Source organism: Hydrogenophaga sp., assembly GCF_025699295.1.
In the GTDB taxonomy this organism is placed as follows: Bacteria; Pseudomonadota; Gammaproteobacteria; order Burkholderiales; family Burkholderiaceae_C; genus Hydrogenophaga.
In genome coordinates this window covers 101,847-126,896 of record NZ_JAILWB010000013.1, presented here as the reverse complement: position 1 = coordinate 126,896, position 25,050 = coordinate 101,847, and the positions used below count along the sequence as shown (strand labels likewise).

General features: G+C 62.6%; 27 protein-coding genes and 2 tRNA genes. 12 read left to right on the top strand and 17 right to left on the bottom strand.

Annotated elements, in window-relative coordinates:
• The first annotated feature begins 156 nt into the window (after positions 1–156).
• Both K5880_RS15515 and K5880_RS15510 read left to right on the top strand, forming a co-directional pair.
• Entirely contained in the window at positions 157–801 is a 645-nt protein-coding gene (locus K5880_RS15515) for an RNA pyrophosphohydrolase (protein ID WP_297654115.1), read from the top strand.
• Entirely contained in the window at positions 798–1,322 is a 525-nt protein-coding gene (locus K5880_RS15510) for a CNP1-like family protein (protein ID WP_297654112.1), read from the top strand. The genes K5880_RS15515 and K5880_RS15510 overlap by 4 nt, the downstream gene beginning before the upstream one ends.
• An 18-nt stretch (positions 1,323–1,340) precedes the next feature.
• Here the strand turns inward: K5880_RS15510 and proB are convergent, their stop codons facing one another.
• The 4 genes from proB to rplU all read right to left on the bottom strand — a co-directional run bounded on the left by proB (position 1,341) and on the right by rplU (position 4,336).
• Positions 1,341–2,480 (bottom strand): glutamate 5-kinase, encoded by a 1,140-nt coding sequence (gene proB / locus K5880_RS15505; protein WP_297654218.1) that lies wholly within the window; start codon positions 2,478–2,480, stop codon positions 1,341–1,343.
• 61 nt (positions 2,481–2,541) lie between these two features.
• A complete protein-coding gene (cgtA, locus tag K5880_RS15500) occupies positions 2,542–3,615 on the bottom strand; it encodes an Obg family GTPase CgtA (RefSeq protein WP_297654215.1) in 1,074 nt (357 codons plus the stop codon).
• A 138-nt stretch (positions 3,616–3,753) separates the two neighbouring features.
• Positions 3,754–4,011 carry a 50S ribosomal protein L27 gene (gene rpmA, locus K5880_RS15495; protein WP_297654109.1) on the bottom strand — a complete coding sequence of 86 codons (258 nt, stop codon included), beginning with the start codon at positions 4,009–4,011 and terminating at the stop codon, positions 3,754–3,756.
• Positions 4,012–4,024: 13 nt separating this feature from the next.
• Positions 4,025–4,336, bottom strand: a complete 312-nt coding sequence (rplU, locus tag K5880_RS15490) for a 50S ribosomal protein L21 (protein WP_137917938.1) — start codon at positions 4,334–4,336, stop codon at positions 4,025–4,027.
• Between the two features lie 264 nt (positions 4,337–4,600).
• On the opposite strand from rplU, the gene K5880_RS15485 reads away from it, so the two are divergent.
• From K5880_RS15485 to K5880_RS15450, 8 genes are all read left to right on the top strand, one after another.
• Complete coding sequence (locus K5880_RS15485) at positions 4,601–5,530, top strand: polyprenyl synthetase family protein (RefSeq protein WP_297654210.1); 930 nt, start codon at positions 4,601–4,603, stop codon at positions 5,528–5,530.
• Positions 5,531–5,579: 49 nt separating this feature from the next.
• A tRNA-Pro gene (locus K5880_RS15480) sits at positions 5,580–5,656 on the top strand.
• 163 nt (positions 5,657–5,819) lie between these two features.
• A complete protein-coding gene (gene pilB, locus K5880_RS15475; protein WP_297654106.1) occupies positions 5,820–7,553 on the top strand; it encodes a type IV-A pilus assembly ATPase PilB in 1,734 nt (577 codons plus the stop codon).
• 32 nt (positions 7,554–7,585) lie between these two features.
• Positions 7,586–8,803 carry a type II secretion system F family protein gene (locus tag K5880_RS15470; RefSeq protein WP_297654103.1) on the top strand — a complete coding sequence of 406 codons (1,218 nt, stop codon included), beginning with the start codon at positions 7,586–7,588 and terminating at the stop codon, positions 8,801–8,803.
• Entirely contained in the window at positions 8,803–9,669 is an 867-nt protein-coding gene (locus K5880_RS15465) for an A24 family peptidase (protein ID WP_297654101.1), read from the top strand. The genes K5880_RS15470 and K5880_RS15465 overlap by 1 nt, the downstream gene beginning before the upstream one ends.
• On the top strand, positions 9,666–10,280 hold the full coding sequence (gene coaE / locus K5880_RS15460; RefSeq protein ID WP_297654098.1) for a dephospho-CoA kinase: 615 nt from the start codon (positions 9,666–9,668) through the stop codon (positions 10,278–10,280). The genes K5880_RS15465 and coaE overlap by 4 nt, the downstream gene beginning before the upstream one ends.
• A 42-nt stretch (positions 10,281–10,322) precedes the next feature.
• On the top strand, positions 10,323–11,078 hold the full coding sequence (zapD, locus tag K5880_RS15455; RefSeq protein ID WP_297654207.1) for a cell division protein ZapD: 756 nt from the start codon (positions 10,323–10,325) through the stop codon (positions 11,076–11,078).
• 10 nt (positions 11,079–11,088) lie between these two features.
• Entirely contained in the window at positions 11,089–11,295 is a 207-nt protein-coding gene (locus K5880_RS15450; RefSeq protein WP_297654095.1) for a DNA gyrase inhibitor YacG, read from the top strand.
• A 20-nt stretch (positions 11,296–11,315) separates the two neighbouring features.
• Here the strand turns inward: K5880_RS15450 and K5880_RS15445 are convergent, their stop codons facing one another.
• From K5880_RS15445 to K5880_RS15425, 5 genes are all read right to left on the bottom strand, one after another.
• Positions 11,316–11,774: an NUDIX domain-containing protein gene (locus K5880_RS15445; RefSeq protein WP_297654092.1), complete on the bottom strand. Its 459-nt coding sequence runs from the start codon at positions 11,772–11,774 to the stop codon at positions 11,316–11,318.
• Entirely contained in the window at positions 11,771–12,649 is an 879-nt protein-coding gene (locus K5880_RS15440) for an ATP-binding protein (RefSeq protein WP_297654089.1), read from the bottom strand. The genes K5880_RS15445 and K5880_RS15440 overlap by 4 nt, the downstream gene beginning before the upstream one ends.
• A gap of 34 nt (positions 12,650–12,683) precedes the next feature.
• On the bottom strand, positions 12,684–13,931 hold the full coding sequence (gene argJ, locus K5880_RS15435; RefSeq protein WP_297654087.1) for a bifunctional glutamate N-acetyltransferase/amino-acid acetyltransferase ArgJ: 1,248 nt from the start codon (positions 13,929–13,931) through the stop codon (positions 12,684–12,686).
• 63 nt (positions 13,932–13,994) lie between these two features.
• Positions 13,995–16,757: a preprotein translocase subunit SecA gene (secA, locus tag K5880_RS15430; RefSeq protein WP_297654084.1), complete on the bottom strand. Its 2,763-nt coding sequence runs from the start codon at positions 16,755–16,757 to the stop codon at positions 13,995–13,997.
• Positions 16,758–16,926: 169 nt separating this feature from the next.
• Positions 16,927–17,928, bottom strand: a complete 1,002-nt coding sequence (locus K5880_RS15425) for a M23 family metallopeptidase (protein WP_297654081.1) — start codon at positions 17,926–17,928, stop codon at positions 16,927–16,929.
• Between the two features lie 9 nt (positions 17,929–17,937).
• On the opposite strand from K5880_RS15425, the gene K5880_RS15420 reads away from it, so the two are divergent.
• Complete coding sequence (locus K5880_RS15420) at positions 17,938–18,255, top strand: hypothetical protein (protein WP_297654078.1); 318 nt, start codon at positions 17,938–17,940, stop codon at positions 18,253–18,255.
• Between the two features lie 29 nt (positions 18,256–18,284).
• Here K5880_RS15420 and K5880_RS15415 read toward each other — a convergent pair.
• The 6 genes from K5880_RS15415 to petA all read right to left on the bottom strand — a co-directional run bounded on the left by K5880_RS15415 (position 18,285) and on the right by petA (position 22,506).
• Positions 18,285–18,360: transfer RNA gene (locus tag K5880_RS15415), tRNA-Thr, on the bottom strand.
• A 13-nt stretch (positions 18,361–18,373) separates the two neighbouring features.
• Positions 18,374–18,910, bottom strand: coding sequence for a ClpXP protease specificity-enhancing factor (locus K5880_RS15410; protein WP_297654075.1), 537 nt, complete (start codon positions 18,908–18,910; stop codon positions 18,374–18,376).
• A gap of 33 nt (positions 18,911–18,943) precedes the next feature.
• Positions 18,944–19,555: a glutathione S-transferase N-terminal domain-containing protein gene (locus K5880_RS15405; RefSeq protein WP_297654072.1), complete on the bottom strand. Its 612-nt coding sequence runs from the start codon at positions 19,553–19,555 to the stop codon at positions 18,944–18,946.
• Positions 19,556–19,666: 111 nt separating this feature from the next.
• Positions 19,667–20,422: a cytochrome c1 gene (locus tag K5880_RS15400; RefSeq protein ID WP_297654070.1), complete on the bottom strand. Its 756-nt coding sequence runs from the start codon at positions 20,420–20,422 to the stop codon at positions 19,667–19,669.
• Positions 20,423–20,452: 30 nt separating this feature from the next.
• Positions 20,453–21,853 (bottom strand): cytochrome bc complex cytochrome b subunit, encoded by a 1,401-nt coding sequence (locus K5880_RS15395; RefSeq protein WP_297654067.1) that lies wholly within the window; start codon positions 21,851–21,853, stop codon positions 20,453–20,455.
• A 44-nt stretch (positions 21,854–21,897) separates the two neighbouring features.
• On the bottom strand, positions 21,898–22,506 hold the full coding sequence (gene petA, locus K5880_RS15390; protein WP_297654064.1) for a ubiquinol-cytochrome c reductase iron-sulfur subunit: 609 nt from the start codon (positions 22,504–22,506) through the stop codon (positions 21,898–21,900).
• 233 nt (positions 22,507–22,739) lie between these two features.
• On the opposite strand from petA, the gene mscL reads away from it, so the two are divergent.
• Positions 22,740–23,174, top strand: a complete 435-nt coding sequence (gene mscL, locus K5880_RS15385; protein WP_297654204.1) for a large conductance mechanosensitive channel protein MscL — start codon at positions 22,740–22,742, stop codon at positions 23,172–23,174.
• Here the strand turns inward: mscL and pdxA are convergent.
• Together pdxA and K5880_RS15375 are read right to left on the bottom strand one after the other, a co-directional pair.
• A complete protein-coding gene (gene pdxA, locus K5880_RS15380) occupies positions 23,158–24,165 on the bottom strand; it encodes a 4-hydroxythreonine-4-phosphate dehydrogenase PdxA (RefSeq protein ID WP_366883070.1) in 1,008 nt (335 codons plus the stop codon). The two genes, mscL and pdxA, sit on opposite strands and share 17 nt — an antisense overlap.
• A gap of 44 nt (positions 24,166–24,209) precedes the next feature.
• Complete coding sequence (locus K5880_RS15375; RefSeq protein WP_297654058.1) at positions 24,210–24,971, bottom strand: Nif3-like dinuclear metal center hexameric protein; 762 nt, start codon at positions 24,969–24,971, stop codon at positions 24,210–24,212.
• Positions 24,972–25,050: the final 79 nt, after the last annotated feature.

Below are 25,050 nucleotides of genomic sequence, written 5' to 3'. Positions count from 1 at the left end.
CAGCGGTTGGAGCAACGAGGGTGGAACCCAGGGAAACAGCCCGCCCCCGACGCTGGGAGGACCACCTGCGCCGGGCGTCGCTACAGGTGTGTGGTCACTTCGCAGCGCGCCATACGCGATGCATAATGAACACAGTTTAAAAATTTGGGGTTGATTATGCTTGACAGAGAAGGCTTCAGGCCCAATGTCGGCATCATTCTGCTCAACCAGCGAAACCAGGTGTTCTGGGGCAAGCGCATCCGCTCACACTCCTGGCAGTTTCCGCAAGGTGGCATCGACAGGGGCGAGACACCCGAGCAGGCGATGTACCGCGAGCTGCACGAGGAAGTGGGGCTCATGCCCGAGCACGTGAGCATCGTGGCCCGCACGCGGGACTGGTTGCGCTACGAAGTGCCGGACCGTTTCATCCGCCGCGATGCGCGCGGTCACTACAAGGGCCAGAAGCAGATCTGGTACCTGCTGCGCCTCGTCGCGCAGGACTGGAATCTCAACCTGCGCGCCACCAGCCACCCCGAGTTCGACGCCTGGCGCTGGCACGACTACTGGGTGCCGCTTGACGTGGTGGTGGAATTCAAGCGCGGCGTCTATGAAATGGCGCTCACCGAACTCGCCCGCTACCTGCCCAGGAACGACAATCGCAACCGTTTTTTGCGGGGTGGCTCGCGCCATCGGCATGACGAAAGCGCGCAGGCCTCCGCACCAGCATCGGACGTACCTCGCGGGCTTGAATTGCCTCCTGGAGCCAGCTTCGACCCCGATCCGCAATGCGGCGCCAGCCCCGCCCAGACACCCTACAAATGACCCATGCCTTTCACCGGTCGCTGCACATCGCCGTAGCTGTCAGCGCGTTGACCAGTTTTCTTTGTATCTCCCAGGAAGCGCGTGCTCAAACCGACGATCCGCCGTGGCAGGAAGCTGCAGTCGCTCTCCCAGCTATGTTCAACGCCGATCGGTTGCAGATCTTCGAGGTCAAGCGGGACTCCGCCCTGACCTACGGCATCGATCCCGAGACCCTCTCCGTAGGGAACGATGGCGTGGTGCGCTATGTGCTGGTCGCGCGCAGCTCCAGCGGCGCGCTCAATGCGTTGTATCAGGGAATCCGCTGCGAGACCGCCGAGGTCAAGACCTATGGACGCTGGGACAACCGCGACAGCTGGAACACCGACTCAAAGGAAGAATGGCAGGCGCTGTCATTCAGTGGGTTCACCCGTCCTGCCATGATGCTGGCCCGCGCGGGAATCTGCGAAGGCCGCACCGTCACGGGCGACGCCCGAAGAATCCTGCGCACATTGAAGAACGGACGACCCCACAGCGGCCAATGACGGCGCCAGCACTCGGGCTCAAGCCCGTGTCAACACGAGGTTGTCGCGGTGGATCATTTCGTGCTCAGCCACGTAGCCCAGCAGGCGTTCGAAGTCCACGGAAGACTTGCGGCAAATGAGCCGCGCCTCGCTGCTCGCGTAGTTGGCCAGGCCACGAGCCACTTCCACCCCGCGCGCATCGCGCACGGCGATGACGTCGCCGCGGGAAAAGTCCCCCTCCACCGCCGTCATGCCGATCGGCAGCAAGCTCTTGCCCTCGCCAACGATCTTGCCTACCGCGCCATCGTCCACCACCACGGCACCACGCAACTGCAGATGGTCGGCAATCCAGCGTTTGCGCGCCTGGTTCTTTGGTGTCTGGGCCATCAGGCATGTGCCAATGGCTTCGCCCGCCGCAAGCCGCAGCAACACATCGGGTTCTCGCCCCCAGGCAATCACTGTGGATGCCCCCGAACCGGCCGCCCGCTTGGCGGCCAGTATTTTGGTGATCATTCCGCCCTTGCCGATACCGGTTCCAGCCCCACCAGCCATGGCCTCCAGCCGCACGTCCCCGGCACGTGCCACCTGAACAAATTGGGCCGAAGTGTCGCGCCGCGGATCGGCGGAGTACAGACCGCGCTGGTCCGTGAGGATCACCAGCACGTCAGCCTCCACCAGATTGGCCACGAGCGCACCAAGCGTGTCGTTGTCGCCGAACTTGATTTCGTCGTTGACGACTGTGTCGTTCTCGTTGATCACCGGCACGACACCCAACTGCAACAAGGTCAGCAAGGTCGAGCGAGCGTTCAGGTAGCGCTCCCTGTCGGCCAGGTCGGCGTGCGTCAGCAGCACCTGGGCGCTGCCCACGCCGCAGCCACGCAGCTTGCTTTCGTACATCTGCACCAGGCCCATCTGCCCGACCGCAGCTGCCGCCTGGAGCTCGTTGACTTCCCGGGGTCGAACACGCCATCCCAACCGCTTCATGCCCTCGGCCACCGCGCCACTGCTGACCATGATGACCTCACGCCCCTGTTGCACAAGGGCTGCGAGCTGCCGGCTCCACTGCTCGATGGCTTCTTCATCCAGTCCGCGCCCGTCATTGGTTACAAGGCTCGACCCCACCTTGACCACAATGCGGCGCGCCCCTTTGCACACGGCAACCGGTGCGGAGCCGGACATGTTCAGCGCGTCGCCCAGTTGTGCGGGAAAGGTGGTGTCCATGACGCCAAGTCCTTGGGGTTCAACGGGAGTCCGGGCCATCCACGAAGCGCGGGTCCACATCAACGGGTGCCTGCTGCGACTGGTGTACCTGCGCGATGTGCTGATACACCTTCTGCACCAGCAACTCGCAACCTTCGCGAGTGAGTGCCGATATCTCGAACACAGGCCCCTTGTACCTCAGGCGTTTCACAATGTCCTTGACGCGCTGTTCGCGCGACTCGGCAGGCACCATGTCCAGCTTGTTCAACACCAGCCAGCGGGGCTTCTCGTGCAGTTTCTGATCGAACTTCTTGAGTTCGGCCACGATGGCCCTGGCCTGTACCACAGGGTCAACGCCTTCGTCAAACGGCGCCACATCCACCATATGCAACAAAAGGCGCGTGCGCTGCAGATGGCGCAGGAACTGGTGGCCTAGGCCAGCCCCCTCGGAGGCGCCTTCGATCAGACCGGGAACATCCGCGACAACAAAACTTTTCTCCGGTCCAACACGAACCACACCCAGGTTGGGATGCAGGGTGGTGAACGGGTAGTCGGCAATCTTTGGGCGCGCGTTGGAAATCGCCGAGATCAGCGTTGACTTGCCGGCGTTGGGCATTCCCAGCAACCCGACATCGGCGAGCACCTTGAGTTCGAGCTTGAGAGTGCGCTTCTCTCCCGGCCAACCCGGTGTCTTCTGACGCGGCGCCCGGTTGGTCGAACTCTTGTAGTGCATGTTGCCAAAGCCACCGTCGCCCCCCTTGGCGATGGTGATCTGCTCGCCGGCCTGCAGCAGTTCGTGCAATACCTCCCCGGTTTCGGCGTCCGAGATGATGGTACCCACCGGCATTTTGAGCACGATGTCGTCGCCCTTGACGCCAAACATGTCCGATCCCTTGCCATGCTCGCCGCGATGCGCCTCGAAGCGGCGGGTGAAGCGAAAGTCCACCAAGGTATTCAGACTGGCATCGGCCACGGCATAGACGTGTCCTCCACGACCGCCATCCCCGCCGTCGGGCCCGCCAAATTCCTTGTACTTCTCATGTCGGAATGACGCGCAGCCGTTGCCACCGTCGCCCGCGGCGACATCGATAGTGGCTTCGTCCACAAACTTCATGACGTGTGTCCCTGCAAAAGCAGCCAACCATTGAGAAGCAAACAAAAAGCCCGCTCAGGCGGGCCTTTTGCATTCGACACATCACCTGTGTCCATCACACCGCCCGGACTCTTCGATCGAGCAGCAATGAAATCCCGTTCAAACGGGGGTGATGCTGACGACCTGGCGATTCAGTGCACCTTTGACAGCAAAGGTGACGTGGCCATCGACCGTCGCAAAGATCGTGTGATCCTTGCCCAAGCCCACGTTAACGCCGGGGTGGAACTTGGTGCCACGCTGACGCACGATGATCGAGCCCGCGCTGACCAGTTCGCCGCCAAACGCTTTCACGCCCAGCATCTTGGGCTTGGAATCGCGCCCGTTTCGCGTTGAGCCGCCGCCTTTTTTCTGTGCCATGTTGACTTACTCCTCAGGCTGCGATCGATGCAATCTGCAGTTCGGTGAAATTCTGCCGGTGACCCTGGCGCTTCTGGTAGTGCTTGCGACGGCGCATCTTGAAGATGCTGACCTTGTCGTGCCTGCCATGAGCCAACACCGTGACCGTGACCGTTGCGCCGGAAACCAAGGGAGTGCCCACCTTGATCTCGGTGCCGTTACCGACAGCCAGGACCTGGTCAAACACGATCTCTTGGCCCACATCCGCAGCAATCTGTTCTACTTTAATTTTTTCGCCAGCAGCAACACGATACTGTTTGCCACCGGTTTTTATGACCGCGTACATATGAACCTCTTGAATGAATTCCACGAATGGAAGCCCGGGGGACGGAATTCCGCCGAGCCCGCGAGTGTAGCATGTACGGGAAAAGCCGACAAGTCGGGCATGGGGAGGGCCACGGGCCAGGGGCGTACCCGCCAGCGCGCGCACCTCCTGGCATTTCACACGCTTCCTATAATCGTGCCCCTCTGCAAGCGCCGCACGAACACAACCATCTTGACCACGCCCTCCGCACAAGCCATCAGCCCTCTGGATCTGATCCAATCCGACATGTTGCAGGTGGACCAGGTCATCAGCGAACGCCTGACCACCGAGGTGCCCCTGGTGAAAGAGGTGGCCCAGTACATCATCTCAGCTGGCGGAAAGCGTCTGCGCCCAGCCCTTCTTCTACTGATGAGTGGCGCGATCGAGAACCAGAATCCCAAACGCCATACCCTCGCCGCCGTGGTTGAGTTCATCCATACGGCCACATTGCTGCATGACGATGTGGTGGATGAATCCACCCTGCGCCGTGGCCGTCCGACCGCCAATGAGCGTTTTGGCAATGCGGCGAGCGTGCTCGTCGGCGATTTCCTGTATTCCCGCGCCTTTCAGATGATGGTCGACATCAACGACATGCGCGTCATGCAGGTGCTTTCGGACGCAACCAACGTGATCGCCGAGGGCGAAGTACTGCAACTCATGAACATGCACGACGCGTCCATTGACGAGGCGGGATACCTGCGTGTGATCCGCTCCAAGACGGCGAAACTGTTTGAAGCCAGTGCCCGCCTCGCCCCGATACTGGCCGCGGCGGACGCCCAGACTGAGGCACTGTGCGCACAGTATGGTCAGGCTCTGGGCACCGCTTTTCAGGTCGTAGACGACGTGCTGGACTACGAGGGCAGCGCCGACGAACTGGGCAAGAACCTGGGTGACGACCTGCGTGAGGGCAAGGTCACTCTCCCCATCATCTGCGCCTTGCGGTCCGGCTCGGACTCGCAGAAGGCGCTCATTCGGCAGGCCATCGAGCTGGGAGACCTGGCCCACCTGAACACCATCCGGGACATCATCATGCAGACAGGTGCACTCGAGGCTGCCAGATCCTGTGCGCACGCCGAAGCCCAGCGCGCGATCGACGCCGCCCGGCGACTGCCAGCGAATGCATATAGCGGGGCTTTGCTACAATTGGCGGCTGGCCTGCTTGAACGGCGATCCTAGGCGGCCAGGGGCGGTTTTCGACCGCCTCAAGATTGACCAGCAGGTCCATCGGGGTGTAGCTTAGCCTGGTAGAGCGCTACGTTCGGGACGTAGAGGCCGGAGGTTCGAATCCTCTCACCCCGACCAGTTTCTTCCCCCTTCAGAACACCCCGCTCCACGCCGATAGGGTGCACAACGGTCGCTTTTCGCGTCCTTGATACAACGCCCGGTACGGGGGAACCCGCATTTTCAAGACAAGTTGCCTCAATAGTGACGGGCAAGTCCTTGATTTACGATAGATTACAGCCCTATGGCGTCCGTCGAAACTGCCCCCCAGGATACCCCCTCCATGGCCTTGCCCGGCCTGGGCCGCGCGCTCGTGTCCGCTGGCAAACTCGGTCAGAAGGCGGCAGAAGACCTCTACCGCAAAGCGCAGGGCGGCCGAACCAGCTTCATTGCGGAACTGACGGGTTCGGGTGCGGTATCCCCTTCGGACCTGGCGCATACGATGTCGGTGGCCTTTGCGGCACCCTTGCTTGATCTGGACGCCATCGACGTCCAGCGCCTTCCCAGCGGCCTGCTCGACCCCAAGATCTGCGCCGATTACCGTATCGTCGTACTGAGCAAGCGCAACAACCGCCTGATGGTGGCAACGGCCGATCCGTCCGATCAGCAGGCCGCAGAAAAGATCAAGTTCGCCACGCAGATGGGCGTTGACTGGGTCATCGCCGAGTACGACAAGCTCAGCAAGCTGGTGGAAACCCAGACCACCAGTGTCAACGACACGATGGACAACATCATCGGTGGCGATTTCGAGTTTGACGAAGTCGCTACCGATACGACGACAAGCGATGCGGCTGACAAGTCCTCGGAAGTCGACGACGCGCCCGTGGTCAAGTTCCTGCACAAGATGCTGATCGACGCCTTCAACATGCGTGCTTCTGATCTGCACTTCGAGCCCTACGAACACAACTACCGCGTGCGCTTCCGGGTCGACGGTGAGTTACGCGAAATCGCGTCTCCGCCAGTCGCCATCAAGGACAAGCTCGCGTCACGCATCAAGGTGATTTCCCGCATGGACATCTCCGAAAAGCGGGTGCCGCAGGATGGGCGGATGAAGCTCAAGATCGGGCCGGAGCGCGTGATTGACTTCCGGGTCAGTACCTTGCCGACCCTGTTCGGCGAAAAGATCGTGATCCGTATCCTCGATCCGAGCAGCGCCAAGGTCGGCATCGACGCGCTGGGGTATGAGCCGGAGGAAAAGGAACGGCTGATGAGCGCGATCAGCCGGCCCTACGGTATGGTGCTGGTGACCGGGCCTACCGGCTCGGGCAAGACGGTGTCACTCTACACCTGCCTGAACATCCTGAACAAGCCAGGCATCAACATCTCCACGGCCGAGGATCCGTCCGAAATCAATTTGCCGGGTGTCAACCAGGTCAACGTCAACGAGAAGGCGGGCCTTACCTTCGCGGCGGCGCTCAAGGCTTTCCTGCGTCAGGATCCCGACGTCATCATGGTGGGCGAGATACGCGACCTGGAAACCGCCGACATCTCGATCAAGGCGGCCCAGACCGGTCACATGGTGCTGTCCACCCTTCACACCAACGACGCACCCACCACGCTGACCCGGATGATGAACATGGGCATCCCCACGTTCAACATCGCCTCCAGCGTGATCCTGATCACCGCGCAGCGACTGGCGCGACGCCTTTGCGCGACCTGCAAGGCACCGCTTGACGTGCCGCGCAAGGCCCTGGTGGACGCCGGCTTCAAGGCCGAGGATCTTGACGGCACCTGGACACCTTACAAACCGGTCGGCTGCTCGGCGTGCAACAACGGCTACAAGGGCCGTGTCGGCATCTACCAGGTGATGCCGATTTCGGAAGAGATTCAGCGCATCATCCTGCGCGGCGGCAGCGCATTGGACATCGCTCAGCAAGCCGGCAAGGAAGGGGTTCGCACACTGCGCGAATCCGGGCTGCTCAAGGTAAAGCTCGGCATGACTTCGCTGGAAGAAGTGCTCAGCGTGACTAACGAGTGACGCAGCGCTAGACACAAGCCTCAGAGGACACCATGGCAACTGCAGTATCCAAAAACACCAAGGAACTGGTCTTCGAGTGGGAGGGCAAGGACCGCAACGGCAAGGTCGTTCGAGGAGAAACGCGGGCCGCGGGCGAGAACCAGGTTCTGGCCGCGCTGCGTAGGCAGGGCATCGTGCCCGGCAAGGTCAAGAAGCGCCGCATGAGCTCGGGCAAACGGATCAAGCCCAAGGACATTGCCATCTTCACGCGCCAGCTCGCCACCATGATGAAAGCCGGCGTGCCGTTGCTGCAGGCCTTTGATATCGTCGGTCGCGGCAACGCCAACCCCAGCGTGACCAAGCTGCTCAACGACATCCGGACCGATGTGGAAACCGGTACCTCGCTAAGCGCCGCATTCCGCAAGAACCCGCTGTACTTCGACAGCCTCTACTGCAACCTGGTGGAAGCGGGTGAAGCGGCCGGTATTCTGGAAGAGTTGCTGGACCGCCTGGCCACGTACATGGAGAAGACGGAGGCCCTCAAATCAAAAATCAAATCGGCATTGATGTACCCCATTGCCGTCGTCATCGTGGCCTTCGTGGTGGTGGCTGTGATCATGATCTTCGTGATTCCCTCTTTCAAGGAAGTTTTCTCCTCTTTCGGCGCAGATCTTCCAGCCCCCACGCTGTTCGTGATCGCGATGAGCGAGTTCTTCACCGAGTACTGGTGGTTGATCTTCGGCGGCCTGGGAGGCGGCTTCTACTTCTTCATGCAGGCCTGGCGGCGCAATGAAAAGGTGCAGCGCTTCATGGACCGGCTGCTGCTCAAGCTTCCCATCTTCGGCGACCTGATAGAAAAATCCGTCATCGCCCGCTGGACACGTACGTTGGCAACAATGTTTGCGGCGGGTGTCCCGCTGGTGGAGGCACTGGATTCGGTAGGCGGCGCGTCGGGCAATTCGGTCTATGCCATCGCCACAGAGCGGATTCAGCAGGAAGTCTCGACCGGCACCAGCCTGACCAATGCCATGACCAACGCCAACATCTTCCCTTCCATGGTGCTGCAGATGTGCGCCATCGGGGAGGAGTCGGGCTCGATCGACCACATGCTGGGCAAGGCCGCTGACTTCTACGAAGCCGAGGTTGATGACATGGTGGCCGGCATTTCCAGCCTTATGGAGCCCATCATCATCGTGGTGCTGGGCACGGTCATCGGCGGCATCGTGGTTTCGATGTACCTGCCCATCTTCAAGCTGGGCCAGGTGGTTTGATGCTCGAGGCAGGCGGAGCAGCGGCAGCGGCGCTGCTGGGCTTGTTGGGTCTGTTGGTGGGCAGTTTCCTCAATGTGGTGATCCATCGCCTGCCCAAGATGATGGAACAGCGCTGGGCAGCCGAATGCGCCGAACTTCAGGAAACGCAAGGCCAGACCTCAGCAACAGAGGTGCCCCAAAAGGCGCGCTTCAATCTGATGACCCCGCGCTCGCGCTGCCCTCACTGCGGACACCAGATCCGCTGGTTCGAGAACATCCCCGTGTTCAGCTATCTCGCCCTGATGGGTAAGTGCAGCCAGTGCAAGGCACCCATCAGCCTGCGCTACCCGGCCATCGAGCTGGCCACGGCCGCGTTGTTCGCCTGGTGCGGGTGGCACTGGGGGAGCACCTGGGAGGCCCTCGCGTGGTGCGGCTTCTCCGCTGCGGTACTGGCGCTGGCCGCGATTGACTGGGACACCACGCTGCTGCCTGACGACATCACGCTGCCGCTGCTCTGGGCAGGGCTCTGCGCCGCAGGACTGCGGTTGACGGACACGCTGCTGCCAGATGCCCTCTGGGGCGCTGTGGCGGGGTATCTCTCGTTGTGGCTGATCTACTGGGCCTTCAAGCTGCTTACCGGCAAGGAAGGCATGGGTTACGGCGACTTCAAGCTCTTCGCAGTCTTTGGCGCCTGGTTCGGCTGGCAGGCGCTGATACCGGTGATTCTGATGGCCTCGGCGATCGGCGCGGTGATCGGCATTGCCATCAAGCTCAAAGGTCAGCTGCGCGAAGGTGGCTACGTGCCTTTCGGGCCCTTCCTGGCACTCGCCGGCTTGAGCTCGATGATTTTCGGCCCGTCGGCCATCCTGGCCGCCATCGGGCTGTGAGTGAATCGAAGCGTCGCCCCCTGCTCAAGGTGGGTCTCACGGGTGGCATCGGCAGTGGCAAGAGTTCTCTGGCCCGCATGCTGCAAATCCGAGGTGCCGAGACGATCGACGCCGACGCGATTGCACGCACCTGCACAGACGCCAAGGGCGCTGCAATGCCCTCCATTGCACAGATCTTTGGCCCCGATTTCCTCACTGCGGATGGTGCACTCGACCGACAGCGCATGCGCGAACACGTTTTCGCTCGGCCCGAGGCGCGCCAGACCCTCGAGGGCATCGTCCATCCGCTGGTGAGTGCGGAGATCGGGCGCCGGACGCTCGCCTCCTCGGCGAGCTGCCTGGTTTTCGACGTTCCCCTGCTCGTCGAATCACCTCGCTGGCGCTTCCAGCTGGATCTTGTCCTGGTGGTTGACTGCACACCCGAGACCCAGAAGCGACGCGTTCAGATCCGAAGTGGATGGGATCACGCCACCACCGAGTCGGTGATGCGCAGTCAGAGCCCGAGAGCCACACGCCTGGCAGCTGCTGACCTGGTGGTGTTCAACGACGGAAATGACATCGCTGAGCTCGAGCAATCCGCGCAATGGCTGGCCAATCGGTTCGGGCTATGATGAACGCCTCCCCGCCGCCTTGCCTTGCGACTTCCCGCCGCCGTGATCCTGTACGACTACCCCTTCAACGAACGCATTCGCACTTACCTGCGGCTTGAACAGCTGTTCCGCCGCATGGTCGAGCTGGTACCACGCAGCCATCCGCTGGACCACCACTACGCCATCCAGACGATCTTCGAGATCATGGACGTGGCTGCACGTGCCGACATGAAGTCGGATGTGCTCAAGGACCTCGACCGGCACAAACAGCAGCTCATCGGCTACCGTGGCAATCCGATGATCTCCGAGCAGGCGCTTGACGAGGTCATCCTGAAGCTTGAAGACTGCTTCACGCAGCTGAACCAGCTGACGGGCAAGACCGGCCAGTCCCTCACCGAGAACGACTGGCTGATGAGCATTCGAAGTCGCATCGGCATACCCGGTGGAACATGCGAATTCGATCTGCCCGCGTACTACCACTGGCAACACCGCAGCGCCGAGGAACGGCGCGCCGATCTGCACCGCTGGTCGATGCCTCTGGCACCTCTGGCGGAATCCATCGTGCAGTTGCTCAAGATGCTGCGCGATTCCGGCTCGGCCCAGAAGGTGGTGGCGCCCGGTGGGCAGTTCCAGCTCACCCTGCCGCAGGGCCGCAGCTTCCAGTTGCTGCGACTGCAGATCGATCCCTCGCAAGGGTTGATTCCCGAGATCAGCGGCAACCGGCTCATGCTGTCGGTGCGACTGATGCGCCATGGCGAAGACGACCGCCTGCACCCCGCCCAGGAAGATGCCGCGTTCGAGTTGACCCTCTGCGCCTGAAGTCCCTCTCATGAGAGATAACGCATCAGGACCCCGGCCCGCAAGAACCGTCCGGTGCCCCGGTTGCAATGGACCCAGCCTCTTCGCGCCGAGCAATCGGTACCGCCCGTTTTGCAGCGAGCGCTGCAAAGAGATGGACCTGGGCGCCTGGGCCAGTGAGAGTTTCGTGCTGCCCGAAAAGGAAGGGCAAAGCGACCCTGGCTTCGAGCAGAGCTGAGACGGTACCGCAGTCCGGACTCAGGGCTGCCGCATCTGCTCGGCAGCCAGCCACTCCAATACGGGCAAGGTACCTGCCAGCACTGGCTCGCAACGCACAGGCAGTGTTTGCCAGGACGACCGCTGTCCTTCACGCATCTGGAGTTCCCCGCTCCAGTCCCTGACCTTGCAGAAGTGGAGGCGAACCAGCGCATGGGGATAGTCCACCATCGAGACTTTCCAGATTGGCGCTGCGCCGATCGTGACACCGATTTCCTCCTGCAGCTCGCGCCGCAAAGCCTGCTCGACTGTCTCGCCGGCTTCGAGTTTTCCGCCAGGAAACTCCCAATAGCCTGCATACACCTTGCCTGCCGGGCGCGAGGTCAGCAGAAACGCGCCATCGGGCGCCATCAGCACGCCCACGGCCACGTCCACGACGCGCCGGTTCGCAGGCCGAGGGAGGTGCTCATCCGCGTCAACCACCAGCACGGGCTCGTTCATGCCTGGCTGGCGTGAGTGCCCGCGTAGTCGCGTGCGAACTGGTAGGCCACGCGGCCGCTGCGCGAACCGCGCTCCAGAGCCCACACCAGCGCGAGCGGACGCGCGGCTTCAATCTGGGCAGGCGCGATTCCGAACGACGACAGCCATTGCGCGACGATGGTGAGGTACTCGTCCTGGCTGAACGGGTAGAAGCTCACCCACAGGCCGAAACGCTCGGAGAGCGAAATTTTTTCTTCTACCACCTCGCCCGGATGCACCTCACCCTCGGCCGTGTGGGTATAGGTCAGGTTCTCCTTCATGTACTCGGGCAGCAGGTGGCGCCGGTTGCTGGTGGCATAGATCAGCACGTTCGGGCTGGCCGCCGACACCGACCCGTCCAGAATGGATTTCAGCGCCTTGTACCCTGGCTCTCCGTCCTCGAAGCTGAGATCGTCGCAGAACACGATGAAGCGTTCAGACCGCGACGCCACCACCTCCACGATGTCCGGCAGATCAACCAGATCGGACTTGTCAACCTCGATCAGGCGCAAGCCCTGCGGCGCATACTCGTTGAGACAGGCTCGCACCAGCGATGACTTGCCGGTACCGCGCGCACCGGTCAGCAGCACGTTGTTTGCCGGCAGCCCCTGCACGAACTGCAGTGTGTTGCGCCGAATCCTGTCCTTCTGTCCGTCGATCTCCTGCAGATCGCTCAGACTCATGGCGCCCACATGACGCACAGGCTCCAACGCACCATGTCCGCTGCTCCGCTTTCGGTAGCGCCAGGCCACTGCCGTGGTCCAATCCGGCGCGGACATCGGCTGCGGCAGCACGGCCTCGATGCGGGTGATCAGTTGCTCTGCGCGCTGCAGCAGGCGTTCGAAATGCTCATTCATGGTTGAAAACCCGCCAAGCTGTGGGGCGTGGAAATCATGACCTGTAATCGGCGTTGATGGTCACGTAGTCGTGGCTGAAGTCGCAGGTCCAGACCGTTTCCGTGTGTGCTCCGCGACCCAGTCCGATGCGCACCAGGATTTCGGCCTCCTTCATCACACGCTGGCCGTCCGCTTCGCGGTAGTCCGGATGACGGCCACCGGCCTTCACCACGTGCACATCGCCCAGGTGCAGATCGATACCGCCGACGTCCAGGTCGTCGATGCCCGCGTAGCCCACGGCAGCGAGGATTCGACCCAGGTTGGGGTCGCTGGCGAAGAATGCGGTCTTGACGAGTGGGGAATGCGCAACCGCGTAGGCCGCCAGCAGGCATTCGGCAGCGGTGCGACCGCCTTCGACCTGAATGGTCATGAACTTCGTGGCGCCTTCACCATCGCGCACGATGGCGTGCGCCAGTTGGCGAGCTACCGGCGTCAGCGCAGCGAGCAGCACACGTCCTTCCGGACTGTCCAGATCCGTGACGGGGGAATGACCAGCCCGGCATGTGGCCACCACCACAAAGGAGTCGTTGGTACTGGTGTCGCCGTCCACAGTCACCCGGTTGAACGAAGCATCGGCCAGGCGCTGTGCCAGCGCATTCATGAGCTCTGGTGCCACACTGGCGTCGGTGGCAAGAAAACCCAGCATGGTGGCCATGTTGGGTCGGATCATGCCAGCGCCCTTGGCGATCCCGGTGGCGCTGATGACGTGCCCCCCCAGTTCGAATCGTTGGCTGAACGCCTTGGGCAAGGTGTCGGTGGTCATGATGCCTTCAGCGGCCGAGAGCCATTGCCCACCGCCACCGGACTTCGGCTGGGCGGCATCGGCGAGCGCCAGGGGCAGGCCGGCCAGCAGGCGATCCAGCGGCAGGGACTCCATGATCACACCGGTCGAGAATGGCAGCACCTGTTCGTGGTGCAGGCCAAGCGACCGCGCCAATGCGGTACAGGTCTGGCGCGCGTCGGCCAGACCCGATTCACCCGTGCCGGCGTTCGCATTGCCCGTGTTGATCACCAGCGCGCGCACGGCCTGTCCTGAGGCCAGGTGGTCCCGACACACCTGCACTGGAGCGGCTGCATACCGGTTTCGGGTGAACACCGCGCCCACCGCGCAGCCTTCGTCCAGCAGGAACACCGTGAGGTCTTTGCGATCCACCTTGCGGATACCCGCCTTGGTTACGCCGATGCGCACGCCGGCAATGGGCAGCAAGTCCGCGGCCAGGGGGGCATTGAGTTGAACAGGCATGTGAGCTCCGTCGATGAATCGTGTTGCGCCACGCGTGGTTCGGGGCTGGCGACCCTTTCACCTTCAATCCAGCTTGCCGTGACAGTGCTTGTACTTCTTGCCGCTGCCGCAGGGGCATGGCTCGTTGCGCCCCACACGCGGCACCTCGCCCGGCGAACGGGGCGATGGCGCAGTCGCTCCGACGGGGGATCTTGTCTCGACTTCGCCCGTTTCGGTAGGTGCGCTATAGGTCACGTTGGCGATTTGCTCGGCACGTTCCTCCAACTGCTCGGCGGCCTCTGTCATCTGCTGTGCCGACTGCACGCGCACATTGATGAGGATGCGCGTCACGTCGTTCTTGACACTGTCGAGCAACTGACCGAACAGCACAAAGGCCTCGCGCTTGTATTCCTGTTTGGGCTGCTTTTGCGCGTAACCACGCAAATGGATGCCCTGACGCAGGTAGTCAAGCGCCGCGAGATGTTCGCGCCACTGACCGTCAATGGTCTGCAGCAACACCACACGCTCAAACTGGGTGAAGTTCTCTTCGCCCACCAATTCCACCTTGCCGTCAAACACCGCCTTGGCCGCCGTCAGCACGCGTTCAACGATCTCATCGACGTCGATCGCTTCCGCATCGGAGACCCACGTGGTCACCGGCGCCTCCACCGACCACTCATCGCGAAGGACTCTCTCCAGCGTCGGCAGATCCCACTGCTCCTCCACACTGCCTTCGGGAACATACTGGTGCACGAGATCGGTAAAGCAACCGTCGCGCAGCGCATCGATCTGCGCACGCAAGGAAGAGGCATCCAGAATGTCGTTGCGCTGCTGATAGATGACCTTGCGCTGGTCGTTGGAGACATCGTCGTACTCCAGCAGTTGCTTGCGAATGTCGAAGTTGCGCGCCTCCACCTTGCGCTGCGCGCTTTCGATGCTGCGCGTGACGATGCCCGCCTCAATGGCCTCGCCCTCGGGCATCTTCAGGCGGTCCATGATGGCGCGCACGCGGTCACCAGCGAAGATGCGCATGAGCGCGTCATCCAGGCTCAGATAGAAGCGAGAAGAACCGGGGTCACCCTGCCGGCCGGACCGACCCCGCAACTGGTTGTCGATGCGGCGCGATTCGTGGCGCTCAGTCGCGATGATGCGCAGGCCCCCAAGTGCCTTGACCTTTTCGTGATCCTGCTGCCACTGTTGGCGGATGGCCTCGATACGGGCTGACCTGGCAGTGTCATCGAGCGACTCGTCGTTCTGCACCGCGTCGATCATCTTCTCCAGGTTGCCCCCGAGCACAATGTCGGTACCGCGACCGGCCATGTTGGTGGCTATGGTGATGGCACCCGGGCGACCTGCCTGGATGATGATGTCGGCCTCGCGCGCGTGCTGCTTGGCATTGAGCACCTCGTGCGGCAGCTTCTCGGCCTCAAGCAGGCCCGCGATGATTTCGGAGTTCTCGATCGACGAGGTGCCTACCAGCACCGGCTGGCCGCGCTCGTGGCATTCGCGAATGTCCTCGATGGCCGCAACGTACTTTTCCTTGGTGGTCTTGTACACGCGGTCGAGCTGATCGTCGCGCTTGCTGGGCCTGTTGGGCGGGATCACCACAGTCTCGAGACCATAAATTTCCTGGAACTCGTAGGCCTCGGTGTCTGCGGTCCCGGTCATGCCGGACAACTTGCCGTAAAGGCGGAAGTAGTTCTGGAAGGTGATGGAGGCCAGCGTCTGGTTTTCCGGCTGGATGGCAACGCCCTCTTTCGCTTCCACCGCCTGGTGCAGGCCATCGCTCCAGCGGCGGCCCGACATCAGGCGGCCCGTGAACTCGTCGACGATCACGATCTCGCCACCCTGATTCACGTAGTGCTGGTCGCGGTGGTAGAGGTGATGAGCCTTGAGCGACGTCACCAGGTGGTGCAGCAGGGCGATGTTGGCCGGGTCATACAGCGAAGCTCCCTCTGGAAGCAGTCCGGCTTGGCTCAACAGCCCTTCGGCCTTCTCGTGGCCCTGCTCGGTCATGTGCACCGAATGCGCCTTTTCATCCAGGGTGAAGTCGCCCGGCGTGATCACGCCCTCGCCGGTGCGCACGTCGGCTTCGCCTTCCTGGCGCGTGAGGTGCGGCACCAGCTGCTTGATGGCCAGATAGATCTGAGTCTGGTCCTCGGACTGACCGCTGATGATGAGCGGCGTGCGCGCCTCGTCGATCAGGATCGAGTCCACTTCGTCGACGATGGCGTAGTTCAGGCCACGCTGCACGCGGTCCGCGGCTTCGTACACCATGTTGTCGCGCAGGTAGTCGAAGCCGTACTCGTTGTTGGTGCCGTAGGTGATGTCAGCGAGGTAGGCTGCCTGCTTTTCCTCGCGGGGTGCCTGTGGCAGGTTGATGCCCACGGTCAAGCCCAGGAAATTGTAGAGGCGCCCCATCCACTGCGCGTCGCGGCTGGCCAGGTAGTCGTTGACCGTGACCACATGGACACCTTTTCCGGTGAGTGCATTCAGATACACCGGCAAAGTCGCCGTCAGCGTCTTGCCCTCACCCGTGCGCATCTCGGCCACCTTGCCATGGTGCAGCGCGAGACCGCCAACAAGCTGCACGTCGAAATGGCGCATCTTCATCACGCGCTTGCTCGCTTCACGCACAACGGCAAACGCCTCCGGCAACAGCGCTTCCAGCGTCTCACCTTGCGAGATGCGCTGCTTGAATGCCTCCGTCTGGGCCCTCAGGTCGTCGTCGCTGAGTTGCTCGAACTTCGCCTCCAGGCCATTGATGCGCTCCACCGTCTTGCGATACGTCTTGAGAAGGCGGTCGTTGCGGCTACCAAAGATTTTGGTGAGGAAGTTTGTGGCCATACGTGCGGGCCTGCACCGAGACCCAGAGGACGCCGGACAGGCAGGTAAGAATTGGAGGGCTCCTGTGAACCCGGGGGGTGCAAAAGACGGGACGCTACCCGTGAAGTGCAGGCGAGCGCAGGGCTTTCAAGAGCAAAGTGCGCATTTTACCCGGCGCACCGCGCCCGGTTCAGGGCCGCCGCGGCCCGGGCGCTGCCGGCTTGGCCGCCGCCAGATTTTCGCCCGCCGCCAGAAAACGGCTCGGGTCCTGTGGCACACCAGAGACCCATACCTCGAAATGCAGATGCGGTCCGGTGGAGCGGCCTGTAGAGCCAACCTCCGCGATCTTCTGACCACGTTTCACGATGTCGCCTTTCTTCACGAAGACCTTGGAGGCATGCGCGTACCGGGTGATCAATTCATTGCCATGGTCGATTTCGACCATGTTGCCATAGGCAACGTGGTACTCCTGCACCACCACCAGGCCACCAGCAGCCGAGAGAATCGGTGTGCCCGGATTCGCTGGGAAATCCAGCCCCGTGTGCAGCGCCGAGCGGCCCGTGATGGGATCGATGCGAAATCCAAAGGGGGAGCCCACATGGCCACCCACCACCGGCTTCTCCGTCGGCACCATGGTGCGCCGGATTTTCTGGTCAAACAGACGGGACTCCACCACGGTGAGCCAGTCCACACGCGAACCGCTGGTTTCGTCGATACGGTCCAGGGCCCCCATGAGCTCTTCCATGCTCAGATCCCGCCCCCCCACGAGCGCGCCACCGGATCCTTGTGGAGCCTTGAATTCGGCGGGATTCAACCCCGCCAGACCGGCCACACGCTCACCAAGAGAGTCGATCTGCACCATGCGCGCCTGCATCTCTCCGAGCTTGCGGGCCATGGCATCCAGGTTCGCCCGCAGATACGCATTCTGGGTGCCGGTGTCGTCTGGATGCACGAGACGCCCCACCGACGCGAAGCCCGGCCAGCTCTGGCGTACACCTTCCAGAAACACCCAATGGTAGGTGGCGATCGAGCCCAGCATCAACAGAACCGACGCCAGCGCGCCAACGGCCACCAGCTTGAGGCCATTGAGGTGCAGGGCACGGCTCTTGGCCAGCCAGGCATCCGTGATAATGATGTGCACTGTTTCACCTTTCCTGGCCTGGGCCGTCAGATCCGGACTGAACCGGATCATCCCCACCACATGTCAACCAACCAGCGACCTCAAACCATGCTCAGCCTGGAGCAGGCCGTCGGGTCAGCCCCCTCGCTGGCCGCGCTTCAGGAGCGCATCCGCGAATCCCGTTGGTGCCTAGATCAAGTCCGCCATCTGATTCCGGTCAGCCTGCTTCCACACGTGCTGCCGGGACCTCTGCAGGACAGGGAGTGGTGCCTGCTCGTAGCCAGTGCTGCTGCCTCGACCAAGGTGCGTCAGCTGCTGCCGTCACTGCAGCAGACATTGACCCAAAGGGGTGCGCAGGTTAACGCAATCCGCATCAAAGTCCAAACGCCTGGACGATGAGCGCCACATGACGGGGTGCAGACGGTTTCTGGTGCCGCTTGTCTGACTCGAACAGACGACCTATCGCTTACAAGGCGATTGCTCTACCAACTGAGCTAAAGCGGCAGGACCCAAGATTTTACTTGACCCGCTTCAGCTGAGGCTTGCCGCCCGGACGTCCCGGGCCAGCTGGCGGCGGCTCAGGGGGGGCGCCATCATCCGAAGTTGGGGAGTCACTTGGAACTGCACGCAACGCACCACGCGCTGGAGCGTCCGTGCTGCCCTCGCCGTGCGCATTCTCGACTGGCGCCGCGAGCCCTGTCGCTGGCGCGGCAGAGGTTGCAGCGGTCGTTGGCGCAGGGAAGGCCATTCCTTGCCCGTTTTCACGCGCGTAGATGGCAATCACATGGCTGACTGGCACCACGATTTCACGCGCGACCCCTCCGAAACGCGCCTTGAACTCAATGAAGTCATTGCCCAGTCTGAGCGCGCTGGTGGCTTCCATGCTCACGTTGAGCACGATCTCCCCATTCTTCACGAACTCCATGGGCACCCGCACCGACCCATCGACCTGCACCGCGATGTACGGGGAGAATCCATTGTCAGCACACCACTCGTGCAAGGCCCGAATCAGGTATGGCCGGGTGGACGGGGTGTCCTGTTCGAAAACGCTCATGAAGACTCGAGTGTGCGGATCACCAGGACTGGACTACTTGCGCATGACCTTTTCGGAGGGGGTGAGCGCCTCGATGTAGGCCGGGCGGGAGAAGATGCGTTCCGCGTACTTGAGCAGGGGTGCCGCATTCTTGCTCAACTCGATGCCGTAGAAGTCCAGCCGCCACAGCAGCGGCGCGATCGCTACGTCGAGCATTGAAAAGTTGTCGCCCAGCATGAACTTGTTCTTCAGGAACACCGGCGCGAGCTGGGTCAGGCGGTCACGGATATGCGAACGGGCCTTTTCCAGCGCCTTCTCGTTGCCCTTGGAACTGCGCGACTCCAGCATGGACACGTGCGTGAACAGCTCCTTTTCGAAGTTCAACAGGAACAGGCGCACACGGGCGCGGTCCACCGGATCTCCCGGCATCAGCTGCGGGTGCGGAAAGCGCTCGTCGATGTACTCGTTGATGATGTTCGACTCGTAGAGGATCAGATCGCGCTCGACCAGAATGGGCACCTGGCCATACGGGTTCATGACGCCGATGTCCTCGGGCTTGTTGTACAGGTCAACGTCCCGGATCTCGAAATCCATGCCCTTCTCGAACAGCACGAAACGGCAGCGGTGGGAGTAAGGGCAGGTGGTACCCGAATACAAGACCATCATGTGGGAGTCTCCTTAAAGCGAAAAACAGTGGCTTGCGAACATGCCGGGGCGGCACTGCAAACCACTGTGGAACGGTCGGGAAGGCTTTTCAAGCCCCCCAGCCGTGTCGGATTATTTGACGTCTTTCCAGAACGACGCATTCAGGCGCCAGGCGACCACAGTGAAGGCCGCGAGGAACAGCAGCACCCAGACGCCGATGCGCACGCGCGAGTTCTGGGCCGGCTCGGCCATCCACTGCAGATACGCCACCAGATCGCCCACGTTGTCGTCGTAGGCAGCTTCGCTCAAGGTACCGGCCTTGACGCTAATCCAGCCTTTGACGCGCTCCACCTCGTGGCCATGGCTCTGGACCTTCTCATACACAGGTTGGCGCTCACCCTGCAGCTCCCACAGCGGGTTGGGCATGCCAATGTTGGGGAAGGCCAGGTTGTTCCAACCCGAGGGCTTGGTCTCGTCCCGATAGTAGCTGCGCAACAGCGTGTAGACATAGTCGGCGCCGGTGCCTGCATGGCTGGAACGCGAACGGGCGATCAGGGTGAGGTCGGGCGGATTGGCGCCGAACCAGGCCTTGGCTTGACGCGGATCGATCGCCGCCTTCATCGTGTCGCCGATCTTGTCGGTGGCAAAGGTGAGGTTTTCGGCAATCTGCTTGTCGTTCAGACCGATGTCGCGCAGGCGGTTGTAGCGCATGAATGCAGCCGAATGGCAGTTCAGGCAGTAGTTGACGAACAGCTTGGCGCCATTTTGCAGCGCGGCCATGTCGTTGGTGCGCTGGGGTGCCTTGTCCAGCGGAATGCCACCGCCGGCAGCCAGCGCCACACCCGACAAGCCCAGGGCCAGCATGAAGCCCACGAGGATTTTTTTCATTTGCTTGACTCTCCGCATTGCTCTGTGGGTTCAGTGAGGCTGGAAGGTGACACGATCCGGCACCGGCTTGAATTCGCCGATGCGGCTCCACCACGGCATCAGAAGGAAGAAACCGAAGTAGAACAGCGTACCCACCTGCGACACGCGCTCGCCGATCGGCGAGGGCGGCTGCACCCCGAGATAGCCCAGGATCAGGAAGTTGATCACAAAGACGGTATAGAGCCAGAAGTTCCAGCGCGGACGGTAGCGGATCGATTTGACCGGGCTGTTGTCGAGCCAGGGCAGGAAGAACAGGATGATGACCGCGCCGCCCATGGCCACCACGCCCCAGAACTTGGCGTCGATCGACAGCATGAGCGCGACAAGCACCAGGGCGGCAATCACGATGCCTGCCTTGAGCGCGCCAGATACCTTGGCCTTGATGGCGCCCAGCACCGCCGCAACGACGACGATCAGGACCAGTGCATACATCATTTCGGTGGTGATGGCTCGCAGCATCGAATAGTACGGCGTGAAGTACCAGACCGGCGCGATATGCAGCGGGGTCACCAGCGGGTCGGCCGGGATGAAGTTGTTGTATTCGAGGAAGTACCCCCCGAACTCGGGAGCGAAGAAGATGATGGCCGAGAACACCATCAGGAAGACCGAGACGCCCAGCAGGTCGTGCACCGTGTAGTACGGGTGGAAAGGAATGCCATCAAGCGGCTTGCCCGAGGCGTCCTTGGTGGCCTTGATCTCTACGCCATCGGGGTTGTTGGAGCCCACTTCGTGCAACGCGATGATGTGCGCCACCACGAGGCCGAGCAGCACCAGCGGAACGGCAATGACGTGGAAACTGAAGAAGCGGTTGAGCGTGGCGTCGCCGACCACGAAGTCACCACGGATCAGCAGCGCGAGGTCCGGCCCCACGAATGGGATGGCGGAGAACAGGTTGACGATCACCTGGGCACCCCAGTAGGACATCTGGCCCCAGGGCAACAGGTAACCCATGAAAGCCTCGGCCATCAGGCACAGGAAGATCGCACAACCAAACACCCAGACCAGCTCGCGCGGCTTGCGGTAGCTTCCGTAGATCAGACCGCGGAACATGTGCAGGTAGACCACCACGAAGAACGCAGAGGCACCGGTGGAATGCATGTAGCGGATCAACCAGCCCCAGGGCACGTCGCGCATGATGTACTCGACCGACGCGAACGCCAGGTTCGCATCGGGCTTGTAATGCATCACGAGAAAGATGCCGGTGACGATCTGGATCACCAGAACCAGCAAGGCCAGCGAACCGAAGAAGTACCAGAAGTTGAAGTTCTTGGGAGCGTAGTACTCGGCGAGGTGCTCGTTGTAGAGCTTGGACAGGGGGAATCGGTTGTCGATCCAGTTCAGTGCCTTCTGACCGATCGGCGCGTCGGGGGATATTTCTTTGAATTCAGCCATGGAATGCCTCTGTAATCCGTTGCGTTGCCTGCCAGCGCCGGGGCTCAGGCTTGTTTCTCTTCACCCACCAGCAAAGTGGTGTCGGACAGGTAATAGTGCGGAGGCACTTCCAGGTTGTCGGGCGCGGGCTTGTTCTTGAATACGCGGCCTGCCACATCGAAGGTGGAACCATGGCAGGCGCAGAGGAAGCCCCCCTTCCAGTCGTCCGGCAGCGAAGGCTGTGGGCCGGGCGCGAGCTTGTCGCCCGGCGAGCAGCCCAGGTGGGTGCAGATGCCCACCACCACCAGGTACTCAGGCTTGATCGAGCGCTGCGTGTTCTTTGCGTAGTCCGGCGTCGGGTAGTTGGTGCGTTCCGAGTCCGGGTCGGCCAGTTGGCTGTCGAGGGATTCCAGGGCCGCCAGTTGTTCCGGCGTGCGGCGCAGGATCCACACCGGCTTGCCACGCCACTCGACCACGAGCTTCTCGCCGGGTTGAATGCCGGACACATCCACTTCGACAGGAGCACCCGCAGCCTTGGCCCGTTCGGACGGCTGGAAGGTACTCACGAAGGGAACGGCGACGGCGGCGGCACCCGCGCCGCCCATGGCGCAAGAGGTGATCAGCCAGGTTCTGCGGCCGCGATCAACAGTCGCACCGGCGGTAGCTTCACTCATGGGGATCTTTCAATGAAGGTCGGGACGGGACACTAGGGACAACCCGGCATTGTACTGGAGCGTCCGCGGGCTTCTGTCGCTTGCCGGGGCGCAGGACTGGGCTATTGCACCCCACCCATCTTGCGCGTCTGGTTGCGGGCCTCGTGCTCGGCCGCCTGTGTGAGAATGCCCGGCAGCCGGCCGCGTCCTGGCGTGTCCCTGCCGTCCCGCAACCCGACTTCTGGAGAACAAACATGGGCATGATGCAAGAGTTCAAGGAATTTGCCGTCAAAGGCAACGTGATCGACCTCGCGGTGGGTGTGATCATCGGCGGCGCCTTCGGCAAGATCGTCGCCTCGATGGTGGAAGACGTGATCATGCCTATCGTCGGCTCGGTTTTCGGCAAGCTGGACTTCACGAATCTCTACATTGCGCTGGGCAAGGTGCCCGAGGGTACCGCCCCCACGCTGGCTGCGCTGAAGGAAGCGGGCGTGCCGACATTGGCCTACGGCAACTTCATCACCGTGGCGATCAATTTCGCCATTCTGGCGTTCATCATCTTCATCATGATCAAGCAGATCAACCGTCTCAAGCGCGAAGCGCCGCCAGCCCCGGCGGAGCCGCCAGCCACGCCGGAAGACGTTGTCCTGCTGCGCGAGATCCGCGACAGCCTCAGGAAGCAGGGGTAGCCGCCAAGGCCGCGTCGATCGCGGCCAGCATGCTGGCGGCGCTGGCCTGACCGGAACCAGCGAGGTCGAAGGCTGTGCCGTGATCCGGACTGGTTCGCACGAATGGCAGGCCGAGTGTGGTGTTCACGCCGTGCTCCAGACCGAGCAGCTTGACCGGAATCAGACCCTGATCGTGGTACATCGCGACCACCACATCGAAGGCGCCTTGCCGCGTGCGCATGAACACCGTGTCAGGCGCGTGGGGCCCACTGGCCAGCAAGCCGTCCTGCCGCGCCTGCTCGATGGCCGGTCCGATGACCTCGATCTCCTCACGCCCGAACAGACCGCCCTCCCCCGCATGGGGGTTGAGTCCGGCAACAGCAATGCGCGGCGCGGCCAGGCCAGCCCGCCGAAAATGGGCATGCGTGATGCGGATGGTTTGCAGCACCTGCTCCTGCGTGACCGCGTGCAAGGCCTGCTGCAGGGACATGTGGATGCTCACGAGCACCGTGCTCAACCCCGGGCAGCTGAGCATCATGCGCACCGGCAGGGCGGACACCGGCACGCCCATGTGCGCCGCGGCCAGCGACTGCAGCAACTCGGTGTGCCCGGGATGGTCCACGCCCGCCGCGGCCAGCGCCTCCTTGTGGATGGGCGCGGTCACCACCGCACGGGCCTTGCCGGACAACGCAGCCTGTGCGGCCCAGCGGATGCAGTCGGCCGCCGCGCGCCCCGCGCGGGCGTCAATGCGCCCCAACGTGGCCGGCTCGGGCAGCGCGCACGCCTGTACCACCGCCATGCAACCGGGCGGCACGTCGCCAGCGGCGGACAGTTGTTCGATTTCGGCCAGCATCAGGCCCCCTGCGGCTGACCCTGCCTGGGGCGCCGTGATGCGCAAGGCCCGGTGCAGTGTGGCCACGTCACCGGCGACAACCAGCTGATGCCGCAGATCGGGCCGCTCGCGCAACGCCTTGGCCACGATCTCCGGGCCGATGCCGGCCGGATCGCCCATGCTGAGAACAAGAGGGAGAGGAGCGGCAACCGGCATGTCTTGCCTCAGGCGGGGTTGGGAACGTCGATGAAGACGTGCTCGAGTCCGAGCTGCGCCGCCACATGCGCACCCACCGCCTGAGCGCCGTAGCGTTCGGACGCATGGTGACCGCACGCGATATAGGCCACGCCGCATTCGCGCGCGTAGTGCGCTTGCGGTTCTGAAATTTCACCGGTGATGAATACATCGGCCCCGGCAGCGATGGCGGCTTCGAAATAGCCTTGCGCGCCCCCGGTGCACAGCGCGACCTGCCGCACCGGGCGGTCGGGTTCGGCCACCAGCGTAACCGCACGACCCAGCCGCTCGGCCACGTGATCGGCCAGGGCCGCCGCCGAATCGCTGCGGCGCTCACCCATGAAACCCAACGCCTGTTCACCGAAACGTCCGCGCGCGTCGGGATACACCACCACACCCAGATGCCGCGCCAGTTGCGCGTTGTTGCCCAGCTCGGGGTGCGCGTCCAGGGGCAGGTGATAGGCCAGCAGGCTGACATCGTGCGCCAGCAGCAGCGAGAGGCGCTGCTTCATCCAGCCGATCACTCGCCCGTCCTGTCCACGCCAGAACAGGCCGTGGTGCACCAGGATGGCATCGGCACGCTCGGCGATCGCTGCCTCGATCAGGGCCCGGCTGGCGGTCACGCCACTGACCAGCCGGCGAACCTCGGCACGGCCCTCGACCTGCAACCCGTTCGGCGCATAGTCCTTGAACGGTTCGGGCTTGAGCAGCAGGTTCAGGGTATCGACGAGGACGGTGCGCTGGGCAGGCATGTTGGGGGCTGGCGATGCTTGAGAAAGGGACTCTCCATTCTGACACCCGCGTGCCAGCCGAGTGGCCGCCTCGCGGGCT

Coding starts and splice junctions, on each gene's coding strand:
- petA (WP_297654064.1), bottom strand. CDS start 22,506: ATGAGTGAAGCTACCGCCGGTGCGACTGTTGATCGCGGCCGCAGAACC.
- cgtA (WP_297654215.1), bottom strand. CDS start 3,615: ATGAAGTTTGTGGACGAAGCCACTATCGATGTCGCCGCGGGCGACGGT.
- K5880_RS15405 (WP_297654072.1), bottom strand. CDS start 19,555: ATGATGGTCTTGTATTCGGGTACCACCTGCCCTTACTCCCACCGCTGC.
- K5880_RS15470 (WP_297654103.1), top strand. CDS start 7,586: ATGGCAACTGCAGTATCCAAAAACACCAAGGAACTGGTCTTCGAGTGG.
- K5880_RS15440 (WP_297654089.1), bottom strand. CDS start 12,649: ATGAATGAGCATTTCGAACGCCTGCTGCAGCGCGCAGAGCAACTGATC.
- mscL (WP_297654204.1), top strand. CDS start 22,740: ATGGGCATGATGCAAGAGTTCAAGGAATTTGCCGTCAAAGGCAACGTG.
- proB (WP_297654218.1), bottom strand. CDS start 2,480: ATGTCCGGCTCCGCACCGGTTGCCGTGTGCAAAGGGGCGCGCCGCATT.
- K5880_RS15465 (WP_297654101.1), top strand. CDS start 8,803: ATGCTCGAGGCAGGCGGAGCAGCGGCAGCGGCGCTGCTGGGCTTGTTG.
- K5880_RS15395 (WP_297654067.1), bottom strand. CDS start 21,853: ATGGCTGAATTCAAAGAAATATCCCCCGACGCGCCGATCGGTCAGAAG.
- secA (WP_297654084.1), bottom strand. CDS start 16,757: ATGGCCACAAACTTCCTCACCAAAATCTTTGGTAGCCGCAACGACCGC.
- pilB (WP_297654106.1), top strand. CDS start 5,820: ATGGCGTCCGTCGAAACTGCCCCCCAGGATACCCCCTCCATGGCCTTG.
- pdxA (WP_366883070.1), bottom strand. CDS start 24,165: ATGGGCGATCCGGCCGGCATCGGCCCGGAGATCGTGGCCAAGGCGTTG.
- K5880_RS15485 (WP_297654210.1), top strand. CDS start 4,601: ATGTTGCAGGTGGACCAGGTCATCAGCGAACGCCTGACCACCGAGGTG.
- K5880_RS15410 (WP_297654075.1), bottom strand. CDS start 18,910: ATGAGCGTTTTCGAACAGGACACCCCGTCCACCCGGCCATACCTGATT.
- K5880_RS15375 (WP_297654058.1), bottom strand. CDS start 24,971: ATGCCTGCCCAGCGCACCGTCCTCGTCGATACCCTGAACCTGCTGCTC.
- K5880_RS15515 (WP_297654115.1), top strand. CDS start 157: ATGCTTGACAGAGAAGGCTTCAGGCCCAATGTCGGCATCATTCTGCTC.
- K5880_RS15420 (WP_297654078.1), top strand. CDS start 17,938: ATGTCAACCAACCAGCGACCTCAAACCATGCTCAGCCTGGAGCAGGCC.
- K5880_RS15450 (WP_297654095.1), top strand. CDS start 11,089: ATGAGAGATAACGCATCAGGACCCCGGCCCGCAAGAACCGTCCGGTGC.
- K5880_RS15425 (WP_297654081.1), bottom strand. CDS start 17,928: ATGATCCGGTTCAGTCCGGATCTGACGGCCCAGGCCAGGAAAGGTGAA.
- rplU (WP_137917938.1), bottom strand. CDS start 4,336: ATGTACGCGGTCATAAAAACCGGTGGCAAACAGTATCGTGTTGCTGCT.
- rpmA (WP_297654109.1), bottom strand. CDS start 4,011: ATGGCACAGAAAAAAGGCGGCGGCTCAACGCGAAACGGGCGCGATTCC.
- argJ (WP_297654087.1), bottom strand. CDS start 13,931: ATGCCTGTTCAACTCAATGCCCCCCTGGCCGCGGACTTGCTGCCCATT.
- K5880_RS15400 (WP_297654070.1), bottom strand. CDS start 20,422: ATGAAAAAAATCCTCGTGGGCTTCATGCTGGCCCTGGGCTTGTCGGGT.
- K5880_RS15445 (WP_297654092.1), bottom strand. CDS start 11,774: ATGAACGAGCCCGTGCTGGTGGTTGACGCGGATGAGCACCTCCCTCGG.
- K5880_RS15510 (WP_297654112.1), top strand. CDS start 798: ATGACCCATGCCTTTCACCGGTCGCTGCACATCGCCGTAGCTGTCAGC.